The following is a 25,930-nucleotide window of genomic DNA, read 5'->3' as shown; positions in this document are numbered from 1 at the left end:
CTGCACTGTGTTGCCGGGAGGTGTGGTATGTCAATCGGACAGGGAGGACAGCATGTGGTTTGCCACGGCGTCATCCGGGCCGGATCCACCGGCTTCCGTCCTGCGGCTAGCAGGACATGCGGCGCGGTGGATACCAAGAGTAGTCCGGTTTGACGGGAAGGGCAGTGTACGCCGTTCCGTCAATCCCCTATCAGGGTTTTTCGCGATCCCGGTTGGTGTACATTAGCACTGCCGCGAGCGCGGCCGAACCAACTCCAACGCCGATCGCGATCGGAACGATCGGCCAGCTGTCCTTAACCGCGCCGCGGGCGGCCTCTGCGGCGTCGCGGACTCGCTTGTGATCGCGGGCTGCCGCTTCGATTTCGTTGATTTCAGCCATGTTTCCCTCTCGACTTTACGCTTGCGCGTTCCCCGCCTTGTACGCCTGTCGGAACGCATCCGCGAAACTTTTAAGGCGTGCTTCCGCTATCGCCGCGCGAAGGTCCGCCATCAACCCCTGATAGAACCACAGATTATGTTCGGTCATCAGCATCGCGCCAAGGATTTCCTGCGATCGCACGAGATGATGGATGTACGCGCGCGACCAGGTGCCGCACACCGGGCAACCGCAGACGGGATCGAGCGGGCCCTGATCCTCGCCGAACTTCGCGTTGCGCAGGTTGATCGGGCCCTGCCGCGTAAAGGCCTGGCCGGTGCGCCCGGACCGCGTCGGCATCACGCAATCGAACATGTCGATCCCGCGTTCGACCGCGCCGACGATGTCGTCGGGCTTGCCGACCCCCATCAGATAGCGCGGCTTGTCGACCGGCAACTGGTCGGGCGCGAAATCGAGGCAGCCGAACATCGCTTCCTGCCCCTCGCCGACCGCAAGCCCGCCGACCGCATAGCCGTCGAACCCGATCTCGATCAGCGCGCCCGCGCTGTCGCCGCGGAGCGTCTGGTCGAGCGCGCCTTGCTGGATGCCGAAGATCGCGGCACCCTCGGCATGCGTGCCGCCGCCGTCGAACGCATCGCGCGACCGCTTCGCCCAGCGCATCGATCGCGCCATCGCGGCGGCCTGGACTTCGGGGGTGGAGGTGGTGGGGACGAGCTCGTCGAACGCCATCACGATGTCCGACCCGAGCAGGCGCTGGATCTCGATCGAGCGTTCGGGGCTCAATGTGCGGCGCGTGCCGTCGAGGTGCGACTTGAAGGTCACGCCATTTTCGTCGCGCTTGGTCAGGTCGCTCAGGCTCATCACCTGATAGCCACCGCTGTCGGTGAGGATCGGGCGGTCCCAGCCCATGAAATCGTGCAGGCCCCCGAGCCGCGCGACGCGTTCCGCGCCCGGGCGGAGCATCAGGTGGTACGTATTGCCGAGGATGATGTCCGCGCCCGCCGCGCGGACGTCGGCGGGCTTCACCGCCTTGACGGTCGCGGCGGTGCCGACCGGCATGAAGGCGGGGGTGCGGATCGTGCCGCGGCGCATCGCGATTTCGCCGGTGCGCGCCTTGCCGTCGGTCGCGGCGATGGTGAAGGCGAAACGGGGGGAATTGGTCATCTTAGTTCCTCCCCTCCCTGGAAGGGATGGGTCGGGGGTGGGTTGGCCCGTGGCGGGCGTGGTGCCGGTTTCAGAGCGATCCACCCCCAGCCCCTCCCTTCCAGAGAGGGGAGCAGGCATTAGCGCTTGAACAGCGTCTCGGCCGTCGGCTCGGCGCGCGGCGCTGGCTCGCCGTGCTCGGCGGCTTCGGTGTCACGCGCGAGCTGATCGCGGTTGGCGCGCAACTCGGTGATGAGCGCCTCGCGATCCCCCTCGAGCCGCGTGTCGACCGGCGCTTCGATCCCGGCGGCCTTGGCGGCCTTTCCAACCGCGGCGTCGAGCTCGCGCTGCGTCGTCAGGCCGAGCGTCACCGGATCCTTCGGCGTGATGTTCGCGATATTCCAGTGGCTGCGGTCGCGGATCGCCGCGATCGTCGTGCGGGTCGTGCCGATCAGTGCGCTGATCGCACCGTCGGTGATCTCGGGATGGTTGCGGATGATCCACGAAATGCCGTCGGGCTTGTCCGACCGCTTCGATACCGGCGTGTAGCGCGGGCCCTTGGTGCGGCGAACCTGCTCCGGCCCTTTCAGGATCTGCAGCCGGTAGTCCGGATTGGCCTGACCCTTGTCGATCTCGACCTGCGTCAGCTCATGCGCGCGGATCGGGTCGCGTCCGGTCAGCTTGGTCGCGGCGGTATCATCCGCAATCGCCTGAATTTCAAGGATATGGAGACCGCAGAAATCCGCGATCTGCTCGAAACTGAGCGCGGTATTGTCGACGAGCCACGATGCGGTGGCATGGGGCATAAGCGGCTGAGCCATGCGGTGAACTCCTTCAGAAACGGAAAGGGCCGCCCCTTTCGGAGCGGCCACTTGTGCTGACCTTAGGTGTAGAACGGATGGGGGGAAGTGGCAAGCGCGGTTCAGACGCGCTTTTGGGGGCTGTCGAAGCCGCTGATCGGGAAGTTTTGCTTACAGCAGTGGGCCTGCCGTCGCGACCAGCTTCTAGGCCGCGATCGCTTCGGGATGATTGACCGGTACCAGCGCGCCCAGAAATTGTCGCGCGCTCGCCGACCAGGTGAAGCTTTGCCCATAGGCAGCACAATCCGCAGGGTCCAACGTCAGCGCGGTGGCGATCGCGACGTTCAGGTCCGGGTCCATCGCGCCGACCTTCGCGGTAAGGACGTCGATCGGCCCCGTAACTGGATAGGCCGCGACCGGTACGCCGCACGCCATCGCTTCAATCATCACCAGACCGAACGTGTCCGTCTTGCTGGGGAAGACGAACACGTCGGCGGCGGTATAGGCAGACGCGAGGTCGTCCCCGAAGAGCGGGCCGAGAAAATGCGCGTCCGGGTATTTTGCGGAGAGCGTAGCGCGGGCCGGTCCGTCGCCGACGATCACCTTTACCCCCGGCGTGTGCGCGGCAAGGAACGCCTCGATGTTCTTCTCGACCGCCACGCGCCCGACATAAAGCTGGATCGGACCCATGCCCCCGTCAGCGAGTGCGCGGATCGTCGGGGCTGGCGGGATGTCCGGGCCGAACGTCGACAGGTCGACCCCGCGGCCCCAGTGCCGCACCCGGGTCAGATCATGTGCCTTCAGCGTGGCAGCGATCGACGGCGTGGACGCAAGGATCGACTGCGCGGGCCAGTGGAACCAGCGGATATAGCGCCACACCCACTCCGGGTTCACCCCGGTCCGCGCTGACACATAATCCGGGAATTGCGTGTGATACGCCGTGGTGAAGGGAAAGCCTCGCGACAGGCACCAGCGCCGCGCAGCGAGGCACACCGGCCCCTCGGTCGCCAGGTGAATCGCGTTCGGCACGAAGTCCGCAAGCATCTTGCCGACTGCGGCGGTGCGGGCGAAGGCGAGGCGGATCTCGGGATAGGTCGGGCACGGCATCGAATAGAACAGGTCGGGCGAGACGATCAGGACATCGTGCCCCTGCCGCTCGAGCTCCGCGCGGACCGCCTGGAGCGTACGCACCACGCCATTCACTTGCGGGCTCCACGCGTCGGTGACGATCGCGATGCGCACCGGCGTCAGGCCGCCAGCTGCGCGATCTTCGCGCTCGCCTGTGCCTTCTCCCGCGCCGCAATCTCGTCCGCCCAATGCAGCAACTCCATGCGACCGTCGAAATGCTCGACCAAAGCGGTGCAGCCCTCCACCCAGTCGCCGTCGTTATAATAGGCTATGCCATCGATGTCGCGGAATTCCGCAGTGTGGATATGCCCGCAGACAACCCCGTCGACCCCACGCGATCCAGCCGCCTGCGCGATCACTTCCTCGTAATTGGAAATGAACTCGACCGCGTTCTTGACCTTCGCCTTGGCGTGCTTGGACAGCGACCAATACGGCAAGTTGAAATAGCGGCGATACGCATTAACCCAGCGGTTGAGCGCCATCAGCACGGTGTACGCAACGTCGCCGACATGCGCGAGCCAGCGGTGCGCGAGCGTGATCGCGTCGAATTCGTCGCCGTGGAGAACGAGCAGCCGGCGACCGTCCGCGGTTTCGTGGATCGCCTTGCGCCGGATCGCGACGCCGCCGAAGTCGAGCCCGGTGAACTGCCGCATCACCTCGTCGTGATTGCCGGGAATGTAGATCACGTCGGTGCCGCGCTTGGCGCGCTTCAGCAGCCGCCACACCACGTCATTGTGTTCGACCGGCCAGTAGAATTTCTTCTTGAGCCGCCAGCCGTCGATGATGTCACCGACCAGGTACATCCGCTCGCTGTCGACATGGTCGAGGAAGTCGATCAGCATTCGAGCGTTGCAGCCACGCGTGCCGAGATGAATGTCGGAAATCCAGATCGTGCGATACTTCCGGCGGAAATCGATCGGCCGTTCCGGAATGACCGGGTTCGAATGCGCGAAATCCGCGAAGTCGGCGACCGTGCCTTGGCCAACCAGACCATCGAGAGCGATCCTGGTAATTGCGTCCATCGTTCCGCCATCCCGCAAAGCCTGTGGATGACTGTGTTCTATGCCTCGCCAATGTTACAATCGCACGGATCGACCTTCATCCAACTGTCACATGGCAATATGCCCGGGGAGCGCCGCGACACGGCGCAACCACGCCTGGATTGCAGGGTAAAGACGCAGCGCGAAACCGCCGTCTTCCGCAACATGGGTGTAGGCATAGAGCGCGATGTCGGCGACGGTGAAGCGGCCCGCCGCCAGGAATGGGGTCCGCGCGAGATGTGTGTCCATCACTGCCAGCGCGGCCTCCCCGGCAGCGCGCTTCACCGGAAGCAGGGCACGCTGCACATCGTCGAGGCCCGCCTCGCCGATCGTCGTGCGCCAGAAGCGTAGCGTCGCGATGTTCGGCTCGTGATGATATTGTTCCCAGAACATCCAATGGAGCATGTCGGCGCGATCGAACCGATCCTGCGGGATCAAAGGCGACCCGTCCGCCAGGTACAGGCAGGCGGCACCGCTTTCGGGCAGAAAGTCGTCGCCGACCTGCAGAACCGGGATTCGCCCATTGGGGTTGATTCGTTCGAGAAAGGCAGGTGTCCGCGTCGCGCCCGCCGTGATGTCATATTCCCGCCGTTCCAACGGGATGCCGGCATGAGCTGCGGTCAGGCGGATCTTGTAGCAATTCCCGGACGCGGCATATTCGTGCAGGATCAGGTCGGTCATGCGGCGTTTCCCAGACAGTCGGTCTACAAGATATGCCGCGAAAGAAACGCAATTTCACCTAGAGATCGAGACGGCGCACACATCCGCCGTCTTTTCGTCCCTCCGCCGCAGCTGCGCGAAACGGCGTCTGAAGCTTACTTTTCTCGGGTCGCCCGGGTACCTTCCGCCATTACTTCCGCAATCAGGTCCTTGCGGCTGAGCTTGCCGATCATCGTCTTGGGCATGGTCAACCGCACCACTACTTCGTCCACGCGTTCATGCCGGCCGATTTGCGGGTTGAGCCAGTCGCGCAGCGCTTCGCCGCTGATGTCCGTCGTGTCGTTGAGCGTGACATAGGCGCGGGGATGCTCGCCGCGATACGGATCGGGCAGACCAACTACGAGCGCCTCCTTGATCGCGGGATGATGATACAGGACTGCTTCGATCTGGCTTGGGAAGACCTTGAAGCCCGAGACCGAAATCATGTCCTTCAGCCGGTCGACGATCTTGACGAAGCCGTCCGCATCGATCGTCCCGACATCGCCGGTGCGCAGCCATTTGCCATCCGCGGTGGTCACAAAGACGTCTTCGTCGGCGTCGGGGCGGTTCCAATAGCCCTTCATGATCTGCGGCCCCCGGGCGACAATCTCGCCGGGTTCACCATCGGGCGCATCCAGTGTCGGGTCGGCCTTGTCGACCAGTCGAAGCTGCGTGGCGGGAAGCGGTTGGCCGATCGTCCCGGTCTTTCCCTCGGCCTCATAAGGGTTGGCGGAGAGTACGCCCGAGCTCTCGGACAGGCCATAGCCCTCCACCACGGTCGCACCCGTCAGCTTCTCGAACTTCGCCTTCAATTCGGGTGCGAGCGGCGCGCCGCCCGAAATGCAGATTCTCAGCGAAGAGAAGTCGGTCGCACCGATCTTGGGATGGTCGAGCAGGGCCTGATACATCGTCGGCACGCCGGGGAGCGCGGTCGCCTTGGTCCGCGCGATTGCCGCCAGCACCGCCCCCGCCTCGAACCGCGGGAGCATCACGATGCAGCCGCCGTTAAGCACCGTTCGGTTGAGCACGCAGGTGTTGGCGAAGACGTGGAACATCGGCAGCACCCCGAGAATCCGGTCTGGCGCGGCTGGATGCGGGTCGATCGCCATCACCTGCCGCGCGTTGGCGGCAAGGTTCTGGTGCGTCAGCATCGCGCCTTTCGGGGTTCCTGTGGTGCCCCCGGTATATTGGATCAGGGCGACGTCGGTTTCGGGCGACAGGGTGGGACGCGGAAAGGCACCATCGTTTGCGATCAACTTGGAAAATGCCAGGATCCGGGGATCGTCCGGCCGCTTCGTCACTTCGCCGCCCTTGAACATCCGGTACAGGAGCGACTTTGCCGTCGGCAAGGCGCCGGCGATTGACCCGACGACCAACCGTTCCAGACCGCTATGGTCCAGCACGTCGAGCGCCGTTGGGAGCAGTTGGTTGGCGGAGAGCGTGAACAGTAGTCGTGTACCCGAATCCTCGACCTGATGCGCGAGTTCGGCTGCGGTGTAGAGCGGCGAGAAATTCACCACCGTCGCGCCGAGCTTGAGAATCCCGTAATACGCCGCGACATAATGGGGCACGTTGGGCAGGAACAAACCGATCCGGTCTCCCGGGCCATATCCAAGCGCGGACAGGCCGGCGGCGACGCGGTTCGCACCGTCCAGTGTTTCGGCGAACGAGTAATGGCGACCGAGGAAATCGATCAGCGGCGACTGCCCGCTCCGGGCGGCGGCTTCGTCGAATAGCGTCGCCATCGATAGGGGCGGGAAGGCGCTGTCCCAGGCAGCGGGATGACGATACGATTCGCGCCAGAGCGCTTCGGGTCTGTTCATTGACAAAGGTGTAAGCAAGGCATCCGTTGCCTGCAAGCCGTTGCAAACCGCGTCCGTCGCGCGCTTGCGACGGAACCGCCGTTCAGCCGATCGGGCGTGCCGTCCAGGTGTACAGGACGGAGATGCCCAGCAAACCCAGATCGAGCGCTGCCTTGATCTGATGCGGCATCGGATCGGACGCGTCGTGCGTCAGGACACGAATGTCCGCGGTCGGATGGTTCTTCACCGTTGCTGTTACGACCAACAGAGCACAGATCGCGATGACCATATTCCGATTGCGCACCAGGCCGTCTCCTTACGCAACCGTTATAGCCTTACTGGCGAAGGGCAGCAAGCGTGGGCGCCTGAACCGGATGGTGATGGCTCAAGAGGCGTACCCGCGCGCGATCGCGACCGGCGGACTTGGCTTCGAACAGGGCGCGATCGGCGCATCCGTAGAGCGCCTTCCAATCCTGCTCGCGTTCGAGTGCACCAATACAAACCCCGATGCTCGCGGTGATGGTCACGTCGAACGGCATCCGTTCGGCTCGCAGACTCGCCAAAATGTTTTCAGGGTCGAACGCGGTCTCCGCCGCCGTAACGACCGCAAATTCCTCTCCACCCATGCGCGCGACCAGCGCCTCGGCTGGGACGGACTGGCACAGCGTTCGGGCGAAGACGCGCAGGACTTCGTCTCCGCCGTCGTGACCGATGGTTTCGTTGACCTGCTTGAAGTGGTCGAGATCGGCAATCATCAGGATTTGCTCGCCCTCGCGTCCGATCGCATGGTGCAGGAAAGCGCGGCGATTGAGCAATCCGGTCAGCGGATCGGTATCGGCCAGCAACCGCGCGGCGATCTCCCGTTCGCGGGCTTCGTCGCGTTCGTTGCTCAACAAACGCATGCGATACGCGATGGCGACGCTCGACAGCAGCGCTTCGACCGTCATCGATACGATCGTCGAATTGTCGAGCCAGAAGTTCCACCCGATCAAGCCGAACGCGCTGACGACGCGCACGGTGGCCATGATGATCGGCACGGCCCAGGCAAGGGCGAACACCCACAGGTAGTTGCTCCGCAGCGCCCAGGCGCGCCACAACAGCGGAAGGACCATTGCCATTTGAGCGACGAAGGCAACCGAATATAGCCGATCGAAGAACCAGACGTTCCATGGCGCAAACAGGAAAAAGGCAAGCGACGCCAAAACGGTGATTGCGCTGACGATCCGCACGGATCGGCCCATCCAGCCGGCAAAAACGCGTTCTTCGAAAAATGCTCGGGCGAAGGCGAAGGCGGAAACGGTGGCGATGCCCAGGGACAGGTAGTTACACCGGATCCGATCATTGTTGGCGATGTCCGGGTACATCCAGGAGAGATAGCCCGAGGACGATATGGCGTACGCCAGCAGGCTCAGAACCATCGCGCAATAGGCGAGCTGAAAGCGGTGCCGCAGTGCCACCCAAAGCGCGAAGTTATAGCACAGCAGCGCCATGCACAGCCCGGCAAAGGCGGCATAAAGCCCTCCAAGCACGAGATTGGCCTGCCTGCTCTCGTCTACGGTCGTAAGCTCAACGTCGCGCAGGATGCCACGCAGGTTGGCGGCCCCGGCAACGTGCCACAGCAGCCGGACCAGCGGGGCCGGACGGTGCGGCAAGGCGACTTCGACCATCGCACCCAACTGCATACGACGCGAAGCGCCCTGTTGGTCCACACTTTGACGAAGGATTACGCCGTCCGCGTACACGGCATAGAGCGTTACCGTTCCTTGCCAAAGGCTTGCGCTTCGGACGTTGACCGCTCCGCTGCGACGCAACGGCGCCGAGCGAAGCCAGTAACTGCCGGGACCGAGCGTGCGCTGATCGGTTTCGCACCTAAAAGGCGCCGAGGGGAGCAAAAGCGCGTGCGCAGTAAGCCCCACGCGGTCGCGTGTGATACACGCCCTGATCGGCTCCCCAGCGCTTGTGATGGCTGCCCCAGCCGACTCGCCCGCGAGAAACATGGCGCACCACATCAGGAGAAGGGCGCACAGGCGAGAGCGGGGCGTTGGACGCATGCTCGATTCCTAGCTCCATGATGACGAACGGAAAGTAAAATTTGGCGTTCGATTTGCTTTTCAAGGACTGATTGTGGCGGATTGTCCACGCACACGGTGGTTAACGGGGTGGTAGCACACGCGACGTACGGCAATTGGTGTGCCGCAAGCGATGCCTTGGCCATGCGAGCGAATCGGTTGATTTTGCCCGAAAGCGAGGCGAGCGACCAACGGCATGGGCGCAAGGTCGCGACTTCGAAGAACAAAAAAAGCGCGGGTCCGGCATCGCCGAACCCGCGCTGATTTTGTAACCGACTGGCCCACTTATTTTGCGGTGCTGTCGACCTTGTTCGTCGTCTTGCGCCGCGGCTTCTTCGGTGGGGCAGAGGTGATTTCGAACGACAGCGCACCTTCCTTCATCTTCACCGTCACTTCACCGCCATGGACCAGCTTGCCGAACAGCAGTTCCTCGGCGAGCGGCTGCTTGATCTTTTCCTGGATCAAACGGCCCATCGGGCGGGCACCGTACAGCTTGTCATACCCCTTGGCGGTCAGCCATGTCTTAGCTTCGTCGTCCAAGTTGATGTGAACGTTGCGGTCCGCCAGCTGCAATTCGAGCTGAAGGATGAACTTGTCCACGACCCGTGCCACCACCTCGGTCGGCAAATAGCCGAACGGTACGATCGCATCGAGACGGTTACGGAACTCCGGCGTGAACATCTTCTGGACGGCCTGCTCGTCCTCGCCCTCGCGGGTGAGGTTGCCGAAGCCCAGAGTCTCGCGTGCCATATCGGCGGCACCTGCGTTCGTCGTCATGATCAGGATGACGTTGCGGAAGTCGACCGTCTTGCCGTGCTGGTCGGTAAGGCGCCCGTTATCCATGACTTGCAGCAGGATGTTGAACAGGTCGGGATGCGCCTTCTCGATCTCGTCGAGCAGCAGTACCGAGTGCGGCTGCTGGTCGATTGCGTCGGTGAGGAGGCCGCCCTGGTCGAATCCGACGTAGCCCGGGGGCGCGCCGATCAGTCGCGAGACCGAGTGGCGTTCCATGTATTCGGACATGTCGAAGCGCTGGAGCGGGATCCCCATGATCGTCGCAAGCTGCTTTGCAACCTCGGTTTTCCCGACGCCGGTGGGGCCGGTGAACAGATAGTTGCCGATCGGCTTCTCGGGATCGCGCAGACCCGCGCGCGACAGCTTGATCGCGGAAGCGAGCTTTTCGATCGCCGCATTTTGTCCAAACACTACCCGTTTGAGGTCGGTTTCGAGCGATTCGAGCGCTTTTGTGTCGTCCGTAGACACGCTTTTCGGCGGAATGCGCGCCATCGTCGCGATGACCTGCTCGATCTCGCGGCTGGTGATCGTCTTCTTGCGCTTCGCGAGCGGCACCAACATCTGCATCGCACCGACTTCGTCGATCACGTCGATCGCCTTGTCCGGCAACTTGCGGTCGTTGATGTAGCGCGCCGACAGCTCCACCGCCGACTTGATCGCGTCGGGGGTATATTTCACCTTGTGATGGTCTTCGAACGCGGTCCGGAGACCGGCCAGAATCTTGATCGTGTCCTCGATCGTGGGTTCGTTGACGTCGATCTTCTGGAAGCGCCGCAGCAACGCGCGGTCCTTCTCGAAGTGGTTGCGGAACTCCTTGTAGGTGGTCGAGCCGATGCAGCGGATCGTCCCGCCCGACAGCGCCGGCTTCAGCAGGTTCGACGCATCCATCGCGCCGCCGCTGGTCGCGCCGGCACCGATCACGGTGTGGATCTCGTCGATGAACAGGATCGCGTCGGGCATCTTCTCCAGCTCGGTAACGACCGCCTTCAGCCGCTCCTCGAAGTCACCGCGATACCGGGTGCCTGCGAGCAACGCGCCCATGTCCAGCGAGTAGATTACCGCCGGCAGCAGCACTTCCGGCACGTCGCCCTCGACGATCTTGCGCGCGAGACCTTCGGCGATCGCGGTCTTGCCGACGCCGGGATCACCCACATACAGCGGGTTGTTCTTCGAACGGCGGCACAGGATCTGGACCGTACGATCGACCTCGGGGCCACGACCGATCAGCGGATCGACCTTTCCCTTCTTGGCCTTCTCGTTGAGGTCGACGCAGAACTGCTTGAGCGCGCTTTCCTTGCCCTTCTCGCCGGGCTTCTGCGGCTTCTCTTCCTCGGCACCCTTGGGCGAGGTCGCCTCGGGGGCAGCGCCACCCTTGCCGACACCGTGGCTGATGAAGCTGACCGCGTCGAGCCGGCTCATATCCTGCTGTTGCAGGAAGTAGACGGCATAGCTTTCCCGCTCGCTGAACAGCGCGACCAGCACGTTTGCGCCAGTCACTTCGTCGCGTCCGGACGATTGGACGTGCAGGATCGCGCGCTGGACGACACGCTGGAACCCCGAGGTCGGCGACGGATCGGTCGCCGCGTCGACTTTCAACGCTTCCAGTTCGGTATCGAGATAGTGTTTGACGGTCGAGGTCAGCTCGGCGGTATCGACGCCGCAGGACTGCATCACCTTCGATGCATGCTCGTCATCAATTAAGGCGAGCAGCAGATGTTCTAGCGTAGCATATTCGTGCCGGCGCGAAGACGCAGCCTCAAGGGCTTTGTGCAACGTGGTTTCCAGCGCGGAGGCGAAGGATGGCATCTGTAGTTACTCCATGCGGGCCACGTAAGACGAGCGACCCTTTCCAGCTATGTCGGAAGGCAGGTCGCCCGCATCAACCTCTTGAAAACGACTCTCGGTGTTCCTGTGTTCCGGAACCAGTCACTTTACGACTTAAAGAGCATATCTGCGGTTGCGCGGTGGTTAACGGCACTATCCCGTTTTTCCCTAGTCCGAACGATTTCGCGCTCGAGCGCGGCGACGCGATCGTCGAGTTCCTTGACCGAAAGCGGGTCCAGGTCCTGTGCGATGACCGCAGCGAGCGGATCGCCCGCTTTGTTCGGGAGAATCTCGTCGATGTCCATGGGGAGGATCGTTGACCCACGCGCAGGGGATGTCAATAAGGCGCGCTGGCGAAACGGGACTTGTCCGAACGCCGCGTAAAACGGGGCTTGGAAGCGATGCAGGATCTGCCGGTAACGATGCGCGCGATCGACCCCAGCGAGGCGGGTGGGCCGGAGGTTCTGGTGGTCGTCGAACGGCCTGTGCCCACGATTGCGCCGCATGAAGTGCTGATCCGGGTGGTCGCGGCCGGCGTCAACCGCCCGGACGTGCTCCAGCGCAAGGGCGGCTATCCGCCACCACCGGGCGCGCCGTCGATCCTCGGGCTGGAAGTTTCGGGCACCGTCGTGTTGCAAGGGGCCGACGTCGGCGGGAACCTGCTCGGCCAACCAGTCTGCGCGCTGGTCGCCGGCGGGGGATATGCCGAATATGTCGCAGTTGCCGCGGGGCAAGTGCTGCCCGTGCCGAACGCGCTGTCGATGGTCGAGGCGGCAGCGCTCCCGGAAACGCTGTTCACGGTGTGGACCAACCTGTTCGAGCGTGGGTACGCGACCGAGGGCGACACCGTGCTGGTCCACGGCGGCACCAGCGGCATTGGAACCATGGCGATCGCGCTGGGCGCAATCTTCGGGTTGACGGTCATCGTCACCGCCGGGTCGGACGACAAATGCGCTTCCGCCAAGGCGCTCGGCGCGGCGCACGCGATCAATTACAAGACCGAGGACTTCGTGGCGCGGGTCAAGGACATTACCGGCGGCGCGGGATGCGCGGTCGTGCTCGACATGGTTGGGGGCGATTATGTCGCGCGCAACCTGCAATGCCTCGCCGAGGACGGGCGCCACGTTTCGATCGCGGTGCAGGGCGGTGCGACCGCGACGGTGCCGTTGTTCGAGATCATGCGGCGGCGCCTGACGCTGACGGGGTCGACGCTGCGCGCGCGCGACACCGCGTTCAAGACGCTGGTCGCGGACGAATTGCATCGCACCGTCTGGCCGCATGTCGAGGCCGGGAAGCTCAAGCCGGTGCTCGACCGCACCTTCTCGCTGGAGGAGGCGCCCGCGGCGCACCGCCGGATGGAGGCAGGCGACCATGTCGGCAAGATCGTGCTGACGCTCGACTGAGCGTTCGATCCCGCCGCAGAGTCAACTGCGGCAGGGTCGCGCCAAATACTTATTCTTTGTTTACAATGACATTTGTGAAATAGTAAGAAAGTTTTCGTGGTTTTCGGAACAAATCACGGCGTTATGTCTTATCTGCCTTCGGCCTTCGAGCCGTTCGAAAAGGGTATATCACGATGAAGAAGATGTTCGTTCTCGCAGCCGCTGCTGGCCTCGTTTCTTTGGCTGCCTGCAACTCGACCCCGCGCGAGCAGGCTGCTGACAATATCGAAGCCAACACCGAAGCCGTTGCAGACAACCTCGAGGAAGCAGCAGACAACGCAGCGACCCCGGCAGGCGAAGCAATGCTCGAGAACAAGGCGGACGCAGTGCGCGCAACGGGCCAGAACCAGGCAACCGACATGCGCACCAACGATGCCGACACGAACCTGTCGAACGGCATGTAATCACGGAACAGATCGGGCTGTTCCCAAGCGCAGCTCGAACTGGTGGGGCGTCCGGGGAAACCCGGGCGCCCTTTTGTTTTTGGGGGGCGGGGTGATGCAGCTCCTTCTCTCTCTCTCTCTCTCTCTCCCTCTCTCTCTCTCTTTCCGTTCGTCCTGAGTAGCGACCGAGTAGCCCTTCTTCAGGGTGTATCGAGGGGGCGTATCGAAGAACCGCACGCGACAACCTGTCCTTCGATACGCGCCCTCGATACGGCTCCGCCTACTCGGTCGCTACTCAGGACGAACGGGTGGGGGCGGGGATGAGGCAAGGGGGACCGCGCACGTTGCCGCTCACACCCAGCTGGGAAGCCACGTCCAATAGTGGAACGCCCCGGGCCCGGGGAGCGGGGCTGCCGACAGCACCGGATAGAACACCGCGAACAGCACGATCACCCCTGCCAGAAACGCGGTGTCACGCCGCCGCGCCGCCGGGAAGCGGTCGAACGCCACCGCCAGCGCGATGCAGAGCGCGATGCTCGGCAGATAATAATAATAGAAGAAGCCGATTTTCTTGGGGATCACGATCCACACCGCATAGCTCGCCACCCACAGCGCCGCCGCGGCGAGCAGCGGCGGCGAGCGGTCGCGGATCGCGCCATAGCCACACGCCGCCACCGCGATCAGCCCGCCCCACAGGATCGCGAGATTGCCGATCAGCAACACGCCGCGCTGCGCCCCGTCGACGCGCTCGTACAGATACCAGATCGGTCGCACCATCACGGGCCAGGACCACCAGGCCGACTGATAGGGATGCGACGGCAACGGCAGCGTCTGGCGGTCGTACATGCGCTGCTGGAACGAGAAGAGCGTGCCGAAGGTCAGCGGATCGTGCGTGTAGAAGAACGCCGGGGCGAAGGTGGCGAAATAGGCCGTGACGCTGACCCCGCCCAGCACCAGCATCGCGGGGATCGCCGCCATCTGCGGCCAATGGCGCTGCCCGCCGGCGTTGAGCGCACCGAAGACCGAACGTCCGCTCCGGCGTGCGTCCTCCAGCCGCAATGCGACGAAGCCAAGCGCGGCGAAGCCGATCAGCGGCGCCGCCGCCCATTTCGCCGCGACCGACAGCCCCAGCAGGACCGCGCCGAGGATCCAGCGGGACCATGCTTCGCGCCCGCGTTCGGCGCGCATCGCCCACAGCAACGCGGCGAGGCCGAGGATCGCGAACGCGGCCATGAAGCCATCGAGCATCCCGATCCGCGCCTGGACGAACACCGTCCCATTGAACAGCGCGAACAGCGCGCCGAACACTGCCGGGCGGACGCGGCCGAGCATCAGCCAGACGATCGCGAATACGCCAAGCACGACGCCCGTCCCCGCCAGCGTCGAGAAGAACCGCCACCCGAGGCTCGTATCGCCGAGCAACAGGATGCCCGCGGCGATGATCTCCTTCGCGAGCAGCGGATGTTCGATGTTGGTCGGCCCGGCGAGCGCGAGCAGCGTGCGGGCGGCGGGCACGTAATGCGTTTCGTCGAACATCGGCTTGGTCGGGATCGTCAGCCGATAGCTGAACAGCGTCTGCGCGAGCAGCGCGAGCGCCGCCGCTGCACGGTAAGGGTGGGGGCGCGCGTGGCTCACGTCCGCCTCTATCCAGCCGAAAGGAACCGCTTTCAAGCGCTGTCGCAGGGAACGGGCATTGACGTGCCCCGCCGCCAACCGGCAAAGCGTGCCGCATGAAACGCCGCACCGGACAAGACCAGAGCATCACCCGCCAGTGGCGCCCCGCAACCCAAGCCGTGCGCGGCGGCACCGCGCGCAGCGAATGGGGGGAGACGTCGGAGGCGTTGTTCCTCACCTCGGGCTATGCCTATGACTGCGCCGCAGACGCCGCCGCGCGCTTTGCCGGCGAACAGACCGGCATGACCTATTCGCGGTTGCAGAACCCGACGGTCGAGATGCTGGAGCACCGCATCGCCCTTCTGGAGGGCGCGGAAGCGTGCCGCACGATGGCGACGGGCATGGCGGCGATGACCGCGGTGCTGCTGTGCCAGCTCCAGGCGGGCGACCATGTCGTCGCGGGGCGCGCGGCGTTCGGATCGTGCCGCTGGCTGGTCGATACGCTGCTCCCCAAGTTCGGGATCGAGACGACCACGATCGACGCGCGAGACCCGCAGCAGTTCGAGGATGCGTGCCGCCCCAACACCAAGGTGTTCTTCTTCGAGACCCCCGCCAACCCGACGATGGACGTCGTCGACCTGAAGGCGGTGTGCGACATCGCGCGCGCGCGCGGGATCACGTCGGTGGTCGACAACGCCTTCGCCACGCCCGCGCTCCAGCGGCCGATGGAATTCGGCGCGGATGTCACCGCATACAGCGCGACCAAGATGATGGACGGGCAGGGGCGCGTGCTCGCCGGCGCGGTGTGCGGGACGGAAGCGTTCATCAACGATACGTTGCTGCCCTTCACGCGCAACACCGGGCCGACGCTCAGCGCGTTCAACGCCTGGGTCGTGCTCAAGGGGCTCGAGACGCTCGACCTGCGCATTCGCCGCCAGTCGGAGAATGCGCTCAAGGTCGGGAAATTCATCGAAGGGCGCGTGCCCCGGATCCTCCATCCGTTCCTGCCGAGCCACCCGCAACACGAACTGGCGATGCGCCAGATGGACGCCTGCGGGCCGATCTTCGCGTTCGAAGTGGCGGGGCGCACGCAGGCGCATGCGTTGCTCGATGCGCTCGAACTGGTCGATATCTCGAACAACATCGGCGATTCGCGCTCGCTGATGACGCATCCCGCGTCGACCACGCATTCCGGCGTCGCCGAGGACAAGCGGCTCGAAATGGGCGTGACCGAGGGGCTGCTCCGCCTCAACGTCGGGCTGGAGGACGCGGACGACGTGATCGCGGACATCGACCAGGCGCTGACGGCGGCGGGGCTTTGAGCGTGCGGTGCGGCGGCGCACGGGATCGAAGGATCGCGTCGTGAAGGCGCTGTTCCCCTATGTCGCGGAAACGCTTGGGGTGGTGGTTCGCGTGTCGGTCAGCTTCCTGCCCGAACAGTCCGAGCCCGAGCGGGGACGGTGGTTCTGGGCGTATCACATCCGGATCGAGAACGACTCGGAGCGGACGGTCCAGTTGCTCACGCGCCACTGGATCATCACCGACGGGCGCGGCGCGCGGCATTCGGTCGAGGGCGAGGGCGTCATCGGCGAGCAACCGATGATCGCCCCCGGGGAAAGCTTCGACTATGTCTCGGGCTGCCCGCTCGCGACGCCGACCGGGGCGATGGTCGGCAGCTATCACATGCTCGGCGAGGACGGGGCGGGGTTCGACGTCGATATCCCGCGCTTCTCGCTGATCGCGCCGGCGGTGGGCGCATGACACCCGGCACCGGGACATACCGCCGATGAAGCGCACGCATTTGCCCCTCAACGGACTGCGCGTGCTGGATGCCGCCGCGCGCCACCTGAGCTTCACGCGCGCAGCGGACGAACTCGCGGTGACGCCCGCCGCGGTCGGGCAGCAGATCCGCGCGCTGGAGGATACGCTCGGCGTCGTGCTGTTCCGCCGGACCACCAAGGGGCTCGAACTGACGCCGGAAGGCGAGGGCGGGCTCGCGGCACTGCGGCACGGCTTCCTCCAGTTCGAGGAAGCGGTCCGCGCGATGCAGGCGGGGCAGACGAGCAAGTCGCTGACGATCGCCGCCCCGCGCGACCTGACCGAGAAGTGGCTGATGCCGCGCCTTGCGGACATCGCGCGCGACGATCCCGAAATGCGCTTCGTGCTGATCTCCGCCGACGCGTCCAACGCCAGCGCTGCGATCGATTTTACCGAGGCCAACCTCGATCTCGCGATCCGCTGGGGCGATGGCCCGGGCGAGCATGAAGGCGAAGCGATCGCGTCCGCCGGGATGGTCACGGTCGAGCGGCCGGGCGGCGGCGCGGATACGTGGATCGCGTGGCCGGGGTGCGTCGAGGACGATACCAGCTCGCTCGTCCGGGTCGGTGACGCTGGCCTTGCGATCGATGCGGCGGCGCAGGGGCTTGGCCGGGCGACGGTGCCCGAACTGCTCGCGGCGGCGGATCTCGCGTCGGGGCGGATCGTCGCGGTGGGGGACGCGAAGGCGAATCGGCTCGGCTATTGGCTGGTCGCACCGCTCCCGCAATGGCGGCAGAAGAAGGTCAAGACGCTCGTCGCCGCGTTGACCGGATGACACCGGTCCCAGTGCTTGCGACCGCGCGGCTGCGGCTGCGCCCCCGGACGGTCGACGACGCCAAAGCGCTGCTTCCGACGCTCTCCGATCCCGACGCCATGACCTATTGGTCGCATGCACCGTTCGAATCGGTCGACGCGGTCCGCGCGTACTTCGCCGAGCCGTCCGGGACCTGGCGTGCCTGGTCGATGACGCTTCCGGACGACGATACCGCGATCGGTTTCGTCTCGGTCGGCGAGAAGCGGGAAGGGGCCGTATCCGAAATCGGTTATATGCTCGCGCGCTCGCACTGGGGCACGGGACTGGCGCGCGAGGCGGTGGCGGGCGTGATCCGGCATCTGTTCGTTACGGAGCGCCAGCGCCGCGTCTTCGCCGATACCGATCCGGACAATATCCGCTCCAACGCACTGCTCGAATCGCTCGGCTTCACGCTGGAGGGACGCTTGCGGGCAGAGTGGGAGACGCATATCGGCGTGCGCGACACCTTCCTATGGGGGTTGCTCGCGACCGAATGGAACGACCGATGACCCCTCCGCCCAATCTCACCGACCCGGTCGAGCGCGCCGCGTATCAGCGCGAGTTGCGGATGGTCGCGCGGCCAGTACGATGGCTGGGCGTGGTGATCGCGGTGCTTGCGGCGGTGCTGGCGCTGGTGCGCGCGCGCTATGCGCCGCAGATCCCGATGGTGCTGCCGTTGTTTTTGCTGGGCGTGGCCGCATTGCACATGATCGCCGCGGTGGTCGTCCGGGTGAAATATCATCAGAAGCGGATGCACCCCGAAGGGTGACGCTTTCCCCCCTGAAACGGTGCGTCCGTCATCGTTTCGTCACGGCGCCGTCTCCATTCTGTCGCCGGGATGACATTTCCCCGTCAGTTTAGCGCTGCATGGCATGTCCCGAAGCGACGCGAACAGCGCGTTCGACGGGGGTAGCAACATGACCGACTCGACCAGCATCACGATGGGCTATGACGACGGCGATATCGACACCAACGCCAGCACCGGCGGCAATTCGCTCAACGCGCTGATCGACCGGCGCTATTCGCGGCGTGCGGCGTTGCTGGGCGGGACCAAGGCGGCGGCGTTCGCGGTGTTCGGCGGCGCGGTGCTGGCGGCATGCGGCGAAGACGAGTCCAAAGATGCCGGGCCGACCATCACCGCCGGATCCTCTGGCGAGACCAGCTCGGGCCGGGTCGTCACGCTGACCGGTTCGACCAGCAATACCGCCGGGACTGCGCAAGGCGCCTTCAGCCAGGTGTCCGGCCCGCCGGTCGCGCTGACGCAAGGCGCGACGGGGACCACCTTCATCGCCCCAAGCGTGGCGGCGGCGACGATGCTGGTGTTCCGCTACACCGCCACCGATAGCAAAGGCTTGACCTTCTCGACCGACACGTCGGTCTCGATCACCCCCGCCACGCTCGGCTTCGCCGCGGTGTCGAAGAACAAGCTCGACGTCGTCACGGTTCCCGCGGGCTATACCGTCTCGGTCCTCTACCGGCTCGGTGACCCGATCGATGCGGCGACGCCCGCGTACAAGAACGACGGGACCGACACGAGCTACGCGACTCGTGCGGGCGATCATGGCGATGCGCTGCACTGGTTCGGCCTCGCCGCCGCCGGATCGACCCGCGACGACACCAGCAGCACGCGCGGGCTGCTCGTGATGAACCATGAGAACATCAACCAGCCGTATCTCCATGTCGGCGGCGCAACCAATGCGGGCGGCGTTCGCCCCGAGGCCGAGGCGCTCAAGGAAATGGAGTGCCACGGCCTCAGCGTCGTCGAAGTCACGCGCAGCAGCGCAGGCGCGTGGAGCTACGTCCAGGCGGGCGCGCTCAATCGCCGCATCACGCCGCTGACGCCGACGGTGTTCAACGGCCCGGTCAAGGGGAGCAACCTGCTCAAGACCGCCTTCTCGCCGACCGGCGTGGCGGGGCGCGGCACGATCAACAATTGCGCCAACGGCTATACGCCATGGGCGACCAACCTGACGTGCGAGGAAAACTGGGCAGGTTATTTCCGCCGCCCGACCGCGACCGACAATGCGCTGCGTACCCCGCGCGAAGTCGTGGCGCTGACGCGCTTCGGTGTGACGAGCGCGAGCGGCAATTACGGCTGGTCAACGGTCGTGCCCGCGGACAGCACCAACACGCTTTACCGCCGCTGGGACGCGCGCGTTTCCGGCGCGACCGCGACCGACGATTTCCGCAACGAGCCGTATCAGTTCGGCTGGGTGGTCGAGATCGATCCGTATGACAAGGCGAGCGTGCCGCGCAAACGCACCGCGCTTGGCCGGTTCAACCATGAGGGCTGCTGGCCGTCCAACTTCGTCGTCGGCCGCAAGCCCGCCTGGTACATGGGCGACGATGCGCAGAACGAATATCTCTACAAGTTCGTGTCCGCCACGCCCTGGGCCGAAGCCGATGCAACCGCCGCCGACCGGCTGTCGATCGGCGACAAGTATCTCGACAACGGCACGCTCTACGTCGCCAAGTTCAACGCCGACGGATCGGGCAGCTGGTCGCCGCTGACCTTCGGCAGCGGGCCGCTGACGGCTGGGAATGCGACCTATGCGTTCGCGGACCAGGCCGACGTGCTCGCCAACGCTCGCCTTGCGGGCGATGCGCTCGGCGCGACCAAGATGGACCGTCCGGAATGGACCGCGGTCAACCCGGTCAGCGGCGAAGTCTATCTGACGCTGACCAACAACAGCTCGCGCACCGCGGCGAACACCGACGCGGCCAACCCGCGCGCCTATCTCGATCCGCCCAGCACGTCGGTGTCGAACCGCAACGGGCATATCATCCGTCTGCGCGAGACGGGGGACACGTCCGAGGCCCTCGCTTTCGCCTGGGATATCTACGCGTTCGGCGCGGGGTCGGATCTCGACCCGACCAACATCAACCTGTCGGGGCTGGATGCGACCAACGATTTCTCGAGCCCCGACGGCTTGTGGTTCGGGCGATCGTCCAACGCATCGGGCAAGGTGACGCCGGTGCTGTGGATCCAGACCGACGACAGCGCCTATACCGACGTCACCAACTGCATGATGCTCGCCGCGATGCCGGGGCCGGTCAACGACGGCGGCGTCAAGACCGTCACCAACGCCGGGCGCACGCAGGCAACGCGCGTCGGCAAGGCACCGGGCACCACGCTCCGCCGCTTCCTCGTCGGCCCGATCGAGGCGGAGATCACCGGCGTGGATTCGACCCCGGACGGCAAGACGCTGTTCGTCAACATCCAGCATCCGGGCGAGAACGGGAACCCGTCGAACATCACCAGCCACTGGCCCGACACGCAGGCGACCGGCACCGCCGCGGCGACGATCCGCCCGCGCTCGGCCACGGTGGTGATCACCAAGAACGACGGCGGCGTGGTCGCGCTGTAAGGCACCGCGCGGGATCGGCGACGCGCGCGTCGCCGATCCCGCGCGATTCACGACTGGGGTTCGGGCGGCGGTGTGTCGGGGTCGAGATCGGCGCGCAGCAGCCGGGGCACGCCGCTGCGGCTGGGAATGCGCGTCGCTTTCTTGACCGCCATGTTCGACGTGAAGGTGTAGCGCTCGAGTCCGTTCGTGGAGCTCGCCTGGGTTGCGTACCGGCGCGCGGCGATCGACTCCACGATCTTGTCCGGCCAGTCCCCGGTTTCGGGAACATGTTTGCCACGACGCGCGACGTGCGCGTCGTGGACCCGACCGTCCGTGCCGATCGTGTAGGCGACGTCGATCCAGAGATAGTCCAGATACTCCAGGAAGAGCGTCGTCGGGTTCAATTTGAACAGCGTGTACCTGTCGGCGGCGGTACCATTGGGGCGGCGCTGCCCGGTCGGAGTCATCAGCACCGGTGGCGCGTACAATAAGACCGACGGTGCGCCCTCCGCCTGCGTCGGATAGTGCGCGATCAGCTGGTCGCGCTCGGCGTCACTCGCGGTCATCGCGTCGAGCTGGATCTTCAGCTGGCGCGCGCTTTCGACCATCGGCTGCATTGCGGGTTCGCGCCGTTCGAGGATCGCGTCGATCGCCCTGCGCGCGACCGGTGCGTAATGGGCATAGACCTGTTCGGCGAGGCGAGTCTTGAGCGTTGCGTAGCGCACGCGCGCCAACCCCTCGGTCTCGATCATCCCGAGCTTGTGCGCGCGGCCAGCGACCTCGCGATATTGCACGCTGGCTTCGTCGAACCGTCCGGCGCGGGCATAGGCGTCGCCCAGCTGGATCCGCTCGATGAACACGCGCGGATCCGTTTCGGACATGCCCGCCTTCATCGCGCTCACCATGTTGAGCGCGTTCGACCATTCCGGCTCGGGATAGCCGAGGTGCGCGGAGATCACGCTGCTCGCGTGGAACAGGTTGGCGACCGCGACCGGATAGTCCTTGGCAAAGCGCGCGGTGCGCTGGCGCGCGGCGTGCAGGGATGCTTCCGCGTCTTCATAATGCCCCGCCTCAAACTGCGCCTGCGCAAGATCGAGCGTGATCGCAATGTCCTGATCGGGGCGACAGCCTTGCGCGATGCAGGTGTCGAGGCGCTTGCGCAGGTCGGGCGCACGGCTGGCGACGACGACGATGTCGCGCCCGGTGGTGGCGGCGCCCCGCAAGGCCGGGGGCGGGGTGGTTTGTGCCGTCAGCGGCGTCGCCGCGAGCAGGACCCCGACTATCGACCACCGCGTTGCCACCATCGCCCGGACTCCCTGATTCGGGAGGAAGGCTAGGCGTCGATCGCGTCCTCGTCCATCCGTGCGGCATTTTCCTGAATGAAAGCATAGCGATGCGCTGGGTTGGTGCCCATCAGCCGGTCGACCAGATCCTTCACCCCCGCACGCGCCTCATATTCCTGCGGCAGCGTGATCCGCAGCATCGAGCGGGTCTTGGGGTCCATCGTGGTTTCGCGCAGCTGCATCGGGTTCATCTCGCCGAGGCCCTTGAATCGCCCGATCTCGACCTTCTTGCCCTTGAACTCGGTAGCCTCGAGCTGGGCGCGGTGCGCATCGTCCATTGCGTAGAGGCTCTTCGTCCCCGCGGTCAGCCGGTATAGCGGCGGCTGCGCGAGGAAGACGTTTCCGGCGCGGACGATCTCGGGCATTTCCTGGAAGAAGAAGGTCATCAGCAGCGTCGCGATATGCGCGCCGTCGACGTCTGCGTCGGTCATGATGACGACGCGCTGGTAGCGGAGATGCTCGGGGTTGCAGTCCTTGCGCGTTCCGCACCCAAGCGCGAGGATCAGGTCGGCGATTTCCTGGTTGGCGTGGATCTTGGCCGAGGTCGCCGACGCGACGTTGAGGATCTTGCCGCGAATGGGGAGGATCGCCTGCGTCTTGCGGTCGCGCGCCTGCTTGGCGGAGCCACCGGCCGAGTCGCCCTCGACGATAAAGATCTCGGTGCCCTCGGGTCCGTTGGAGGAGCAATCGGTCAGCTTGCCCGGGAGCCGCAGCTTGCGCGCGGAGGTGGCAGTCTTGCGCTTGACCTCGCGCTCGGCTTTCCGCGCGAGGCGTTCGTCCATCCGCTCGACGACGTAGCTTAGCAGCGCCTTGCCGCGGTCCATATTGTCGCTGAGGAAATGATCGAAGTGATCGCGCACCGCGCGCTCGACCAAGGTCGCTGCTTCGGGCGAGGTGAGGCGGTCCTTGGTCTGGCTCTGGAATTGCGGATCACGGATGAAGACGCTGAGCATCAGCTCGCTGCCCGTCATCACGTCCTCGGCGGAAATGTCCTTCGCCTTCTTGTTGCCGACCAGATCGCCGAACGCGCGGATCCCCTTGACCAGCGCGGCGCGCAGGCCCGTTTCGTGGGTGCCGCCGTCGGGGGTGGGGATGGTGTTGCAATACCAGCTGTACGACCCGTCGCTCCACAGCGGCCAGGCGACCGCGCACTCGACGCGGCCCGCGGTGCCGGGGAAGTCCTGTCGCGCGACGAACAGTTCGGTCGTCGCGCATTCGCGCGTTCCCAGTTGCTCGCGCAAGTGATCGGCGAGGCCGCCGGGGAACTGGAACACCGCTTCGGCGGGCGTGTCGTCGCTGATCAGCTCGGGCGCGCATTTCCAGCGGATCTCGACGCCGGCGAACAGATACGCCTTCGACCGCGCCAGCCGGTGGAGCCGCGCTGGCTTGAACCCCATGTCGGGGCCGAAGATTTCGGTATCGGGCGTGAAGGCGACGGTCGTCCCGCGCCGGTTGGGGGCGGCACCGACATGCTCGAGCGGGCCGAGCGTCTCACCACGCGCGAACTTCTGGCGGTACAATTCGCGACCGCGCGCCACCTCGACCACCGTGTCCGAGGACAGCGCGTTGACGACGCTGACCCCGACGCCGTGAAGCCCGCCGCTGGTCGCATAGGCCTTGCCATCGAACTTGCCGCCCGAATGGAGCGTCGACAGGATCACCTCGAGCGCGGACTTGCCAGGGAACTTCGGATGCGGGTCGACCGGGATGCCGCGGCCATTGTCCGAGACGGTTAGCCGGTTGCCCGGCGCGAGCTCGATCTCAATCCGCGTGGCATGCCCCGCAACCGCTTCATCCATCGCATTGTCGAGCACTTCGGCGGCGAGATGGTGGTACGCGCGCTCGTCGGTGCCGCCGATATACATGCCCGGCCGCCGCCGAACCGGCTCCAGCCCTTCGAGGACTTCGATCGACGCTGCGTCATAGTCGGTCGGGATATGTTTGGGGGGGGCAGCGAACAGGTCTTCGGACATGCAACCGCTATACGGCGCGCAAGGCAGGACTGCCAAGCGGCATCGCGGCCCGCCGACTTTTGCCCGTTTGGACGATTGCTGTAAGGTAATGTGTCCGCTGCTTCTATCCCCGTTTCGGGACGTTCCTGTGCTGCTTTGTGTAAGCACAACAGGGAGTTTTCAATGCGTAAGACCTATTTGCTCGCGGCCGCTGGCGTCGCGCTGGCATCCTTTGCCGCGCCCGCGTTCGCGCAGGACATGGACGAAAAGCCATTCGACGGCGTCTATGTCGGCGGCACGGTGGGCTTCGATGCGCAACCGAACGACGTTGGGTCCTCGATTCTGTTCGATCGCAACCTGGATGGCCGCTTCGGCGACACGGTGACGACCGCGGCGGGCGGCAATGCGTTCTCGCCGGGCTTCTGCAACGGCGCAGCGCGATCGAGCGCGAATGCCAACTGCCGGAACGACAAGGACAACATCAGCTATTCGGGCCGCGTCGGGTTCGACAAGCAGTTCAGCAACATCGTCGTCGGCGTGGTCGGGGAATTCGGCAAGAGCGAAGTCCGCGACAGCGTGTCGGGGTTCAGCACGACGCCCGCGTCGTACACGATGACGCGCAAGGTCGACTATAACGCCAACGTCCGCGCGCGCGCTGGCTATGCGCTCGACCGCACGTTGTTCTACGGCACCGGCGGCGTCGCTTATGCCAAGATCGACTCGACTTTCCAGACGAGCAATGGCGCGAATGCCTTTGCCGCGGGTGGCGACGACGATGCCTGGGGTTTCGTCGCGGGCGGTGGTGTCGAGCAGAAGCTCGGCAAGCATTTCTCGATCGGGCTCGAGTATCTGTACAACCAGTATAAGGACGATGGCGCGCGGGTTCGCGTGACGCAGGGGTCCGCGCCGGCGACCAACCCGTTCGTCCTCGCGCCCAACACGGTCGGCACCGACTTCCGCCGCAGCGACGACAAGTTCCGCTGGCACAGCGTCCGCGCGACCGCGCAGTTCCGCTTCTAAGGTAGGTCGGGCACCTCTGTTTCCCCGCGTAGGCGGGGACCCAGGGTTACGGGCGGAGCGTCTGGAACCCTGGGCTCCCGCTTTCGCGGGAGAACGGTGCCGTTATGCGGCAACAGACAACAAAAAGGGGCCGCGCACCTAATGGTGCGCGGCCCCTTTTTCGTGCCTGCCGTCGTGGCTCAGCGTGCGCGCGGGCCACCAAACGGCAGCGGCGGCGCCGGGCGACGATCGCGGCGCGGGAGCTGCGCCTGATAGGCGTGGCCGCAATGCCCGACGCAATACGGGAAGCCGGGGTTCACCTTCTCGCCGCAGAAGTGGAAGTCGGGTTCGCCCGGATGGCCGATCGGCCATTTGCAGATCTTGTCGCTCAGATCGAGCAACGTCGTCTTGCCGACCATGTCGGCGGACGGCTTGGCCGGGACGAGGCGACGCGGCGGGGCGGGCGTGATCGGTGCCTGCTGTTCGCCGGGCGCCTGGCGAAGGAACCCACCTGGGCCGACCGAGCGCAGGATCGGCGGGGCCGGACGTGGCGGGGCTGCGGG

Annotated in this window: 24 protein-coding genes; 9 read left to right on the top strand and 15 right to left on the bottom strand. The window is 65.2% G+C overall.

Annotated features, from left to right (window positions below; translation table 11 throughout):
- Positions 1 to 190 precede the first annotated feature (190 nt).
- The 11 genes from QBJ92_RS09295 to QBJ92_RS09245 form a co-directional block, all read right to left on the bottom strand.
- Positions 191 to 379: a hypothetical protein gene (locus QBJ92_RS09295; RefSeq protein ID WP_277969409.1), complete on the bottom strand. Its 189-nt coding sequence runs from the start codon at positions 377 to 379 to the stop codon at positions 191 to 193.
- A gap of 15 nt (positions 380 to 394) precedes the next feature.
- The gene (gene tgt, locus QBJ92_RS09290) at positions 395 to 1,540 is read right to left on the bottom strand and encodes a tRNA guanosine(34) transglycosylase Tgt (RefSeq protein ID WP_277969408.1); all 1,146 of its coding nucleotides are present in this window, start codon (positions 1,538 to 1,540) and stop codon (positions 395 to 397) included.
- Between the two features lie 119 nt (positions 1,541 to 1,659).
- Complete coding sequence (locus tag QBJ92_RS09285; RefSeq protein ID WP_277969407.1) at positions 1,660 to 2,340, bottom strand: DUF1013 domain-containing protein; 681 nt, start codon at positions 2,338 to 2,340, stop codon at positions 1,660 to 1,662.
- A gap of 183 nt (positions 2,341 to 2,523) precedes the next feature.
- Positions 2,524 to 3,561 carry a glycosyltransferase family 4 protein gene (locus QBJ92_RS09280; RefSeq protein WP_277969482.1) on the bottom strand — a complete coding sequence of 346 codons (1,038 nt, stop codon included), beginning with the start codon at positions 3,559 to 3,561 and terminating at the stop codon, positions 2,524 to 2,526.
- Between the two features lie 5 nt (positions 3,562 to 3,566).
- Positions 3,567 to 4,469, bottom strand: coding sequence for a UDP-2,3-diacylglucosamine diphosphatase (locus QBJ92_RS09275; RefSeq protein ID WP_277969406.1), 903 nt, complete (start codon positions 4,467 to 4,469; stop codon positions 3,567 to 3,569).
- Between the two features lie 87 nt (positions 4,470 to 4,556).
- Entirely contained in the window at positions 4,557 to 5,168 is a 612-nt protein-coding gene (locus tag QBJ92_RS09270) for a glutathione S-transferase family protein (RefSeq protein WP_277969405.1), read from the bottom strand.
- Between the two features lie 134 nt (positions 5,169 to 5,302).
- Positions 5,303 to 7,009, bottom strand: a complete 1,707-nt coding sequence (locus tag QBJ92_RS09265) for a long-chain-fatty-acid--CoA ligase (protein ID WP_277969404.1) — start codon at positions 7,007 to 7,009, stop codon at positions 5,303 to 5,305.
- A gap of 82 nt (positions 7,010 to 7,091) precedes the next feature.
- Positions 7,092 to 7,292, bottom strand: coding sequence for a hypothetical protein (locus QBJ92_RS09260; protein ID WP_277969403.1), 201 nt, complete (start codon positions 7,290 to 7,292; stop codon positions 7,092 to 7,094).
- A 31-nt stretch (positions 7,293 to 7,323) separates the two neighbouring features.
- On the bottom strand, positions 7,324 to 8,670 hold the full coding sequence (locus tag QBJ92_RS09255) for a GGDEF domain-containing protein (RefSeq protein WP_277969402.1): 1,347 nt from the start codon (positions 8,668 to 8,670) through the stop codon (positions 7,324 to 7,326).
- Between the two features lie 672 nt (positions 8,671 to 9,342).
- On the bottom strand, positions 9,343 to 11,658 hold the full coding sequence (clpA, locus tag QBJ92_RS09250; protein WP_277969401.1) for an ATP-dependent Clp protease ATP-binding subunit ClpA: 2,316 nt from the start codon (positions 11,656 to 11,658) through the stop codon (positions 9,343 to 9,345).
- 125 nt (positions 11,659 to 11,783) lie between these two features.
- The gene (locus QBJ92_RS09245; RefSeq protein ID WP_277969400.1) at positions 11,784 to 11,981 is read right to left on the bottom strand and encodes a DUF1192 domain-containing protein; all 198 of its coding nucleotides are present in this window, start codon (positions 11,979 to 11,981) and stop codon (positions 11,784 to 11,786) included.
- Positions 11,982 to 12,077: 96 nt separating this feature from the next.
- Between QBJ92_RS09245 and QBJ92_RS09240 the strand changes: the two genes are divergently transcribed.
- Both QBJ92_RS09240 and QBJ92_RS09235 read left to right on the top strand, forming a co-directional pair.
- Positions 12,078 to 13,079 (top strand): NAD(P)H-quinone oxidoreductase, encoded by a 1,002-nt coding sequence (locus QBJ92_RS09240; RefSeq protein WP_277969481.1) that lies wholly within the window; start codon positions 12,078 to 12,080, stop codon positions 13,077 to 13,079.
- A gap of 173 nt (positions 13,080 to 13,252) precedes the next feature.
- The gene (locus QBJ92_RS09235) at positions 13,253 to 13,522 is read left to right on the top strand and encodes a hypothetical protein (RefSeq protein WP_277969399.1); all 270 of its coding nucleotides are present in this window, start codon (positions 13,253 to 13,255) and stop codon (positions 13,520 to 13,522) included.
- A gap of 330 nt (positions 13,523 to 13,852) precedes the next feature.
- Here the strand turns inward: QBJ92_RS09235 and QBJ92_RS09230 are convergent, their stop codons facing one another.
- Positions 13,853 to 15,172, bottom strand: a complete 1,320-nt coding sequence (locus QBJ92_RS09230) for a phospholipid carrier-dependent glycosyltransferase (RefSeq protein ID WP_431358383.1) — start codon at positions 15,170 to 15,172, stop codon at positions 13,853 to 13,855.
- 59 nt (positions 15,173 to 15,231) lie between these two features.
- On the opposite strand from QBJ92_RS09230, the gene metZ reads away from it, so the two are divergent.
- The 6 genes from metZ to QBJ92_RS09200 all read left to right on the top strand — a co-directional run bounded on the left by metZ (position 15,232) and on the right by QBJ92_RS09200 (position 21,094).
- Positions 15,232 to 16,437, top strand: a complete 1,206-nt coding sequence (gene metZ / locus QBJ92_RS09225) for an O-succinylhomoserine sulfhydrylase (RefSeq protein ID WP_277969397.1) — start codon at positions 15,232 to 15,234, stop codon at positions 16,435 to 16,437.
- Between the two features lie 40 nt (positions 16,438 to 16,477).
- On the top strand, positions 16,478 to 16,876 hold the full coding sequence (gene apaG, locus QBJ92_RS09220; RefSeq protein ID WP_277969396.1) for a Co2+/Mg2+ efflux protein ApaG: 399 nt from the start codon (positions 16,478 to 16,480) through the stop codon (positions 16,874 to 16,876).
- Positions 16,877 to 16,901: 25 nt separating this feature from the next.
- The gene (locus QBJ92_RS09215; protein ID WP_277969395.1) at positions 16,902 to 17,708 is read left to right on the top strand and encodes a LysR family transcriptional regulator; all 807 of its coding nucleotides are present in this window, start codon (positions 16,902 to 16,904) and stop codon (positions 17,706 to 17,708) included.
- Positions 17,705 to 18,235 (top strand): GNAT family N-acetyltransferase, encoded by a 531-nt coding sequence (locus tag QBJ92_RS09210; RefSeq protein WP_277969394.1) that lies wholly within the window; start codon positions 17,705 to 17,707, stop codon positions 18,233 to 18,235. The genes QBJ92_RS09215 and QBJ92_RS09210 overlap by 4 nt, the downstream gene beginning before the upstream one ends.
- Entirely contained in the window at positions 18,232 to 18,495 is a 264-nt protein-coding gene (locus tag QBJ92_RS09205; protein ID WP_277969393.1) for a hypothetical protein, read from the top strand. The genes QBJ92_RS09210 and QBJ92_RS09205 overlap by 4 nt, the downstream gene beginning before the upstream one ends.
- Before the next feature lie 148 nt (positions 18,496 to 18,643).
- On the top strand, positions 18,644 to 21,094 hold the full coding sequence (locus QBJ92_RS09200) for a PhoX family protein (RefSeq protein ID WP_277969392.1): 2,451 nt from the start codon (positions 18,644 to 18,646) through the stop codon (positions 21,092 to 21,094).
- Between the two features lie 47 nt (positions 21,095 to 21,141).
- On the opposite strand, the gene QBJ92_RS09195 is transcribed toward QBJ92_RS09200, so the two are convergent.
- On the bottom strand, positions 21,142 to 22,377 hold the full coding sequence (locus tag QBJ92_RS09195) for a hypothetical protein (protein ID WP_277969391.1): 1,236 nt from the start codon (positions 22,375 to 22,377) through the stop codon (positions 21,142 to 21,144).
- 29 nt (positions 22,378 to 22,406) lie between these two features.
- Positions 22,407 to 24,389, bottom strand: coding sequence for a DNA topoisomerase IV subunit B (locus QBJ92_RS09190; RefSeq protein WP_277969390.1), 1,983 nt, complete (start codon positions 24,387 to 24,389; stop codon positions 22,407 to 22,409).
- 162 nt (positions 24,390 to 24,551) lie between these two features.
- Between QBJ92_RS09190 and QBJ92_RS09185 the strand changes: the two genes are divergently transcribed.
- Positions 24,552 to 25,388, top strand: a complete 837-nt coding sequence (locus QBJ92_RS09185; protein WP_277969389.1) for an outer membrane protein — start codon at positions 24,552 to 24,554, stop codon at positions 25,386 to 25,388.
- 179 nt (positions 25,389 to 25,567) lie between these two features.
- On the opposite strand, the gene QBJ92_RS09180 is transcribed toward QBJ92_RS09185, so the two are convergent.
- The coding region (locus tag QBJ92_RS09180) for a GcrA family cell cycle regulator (RefSeq protein WP_277969388.1) at positions 25,568 to 25,930 on the bottom strand (363 nt) is incomplete at its 5' end.

Origin of the sequence: Sphingomonas echinoides, from assembly GCF_029623395.1 — a bacterium.
Taxonomy (GTDB): Bacteria; Pseudomonadota; Alphaproteobacteria; order Sphingomonadales; family Sphingomonadaceae; genus Sphingomonas; species Sphingomonas echinoides_A.
The sequence above is the reverse complement of the archived record's forward strand: the minus strand, read 5'-3'. Positions and strand labels throughout refer to the sequence as shown.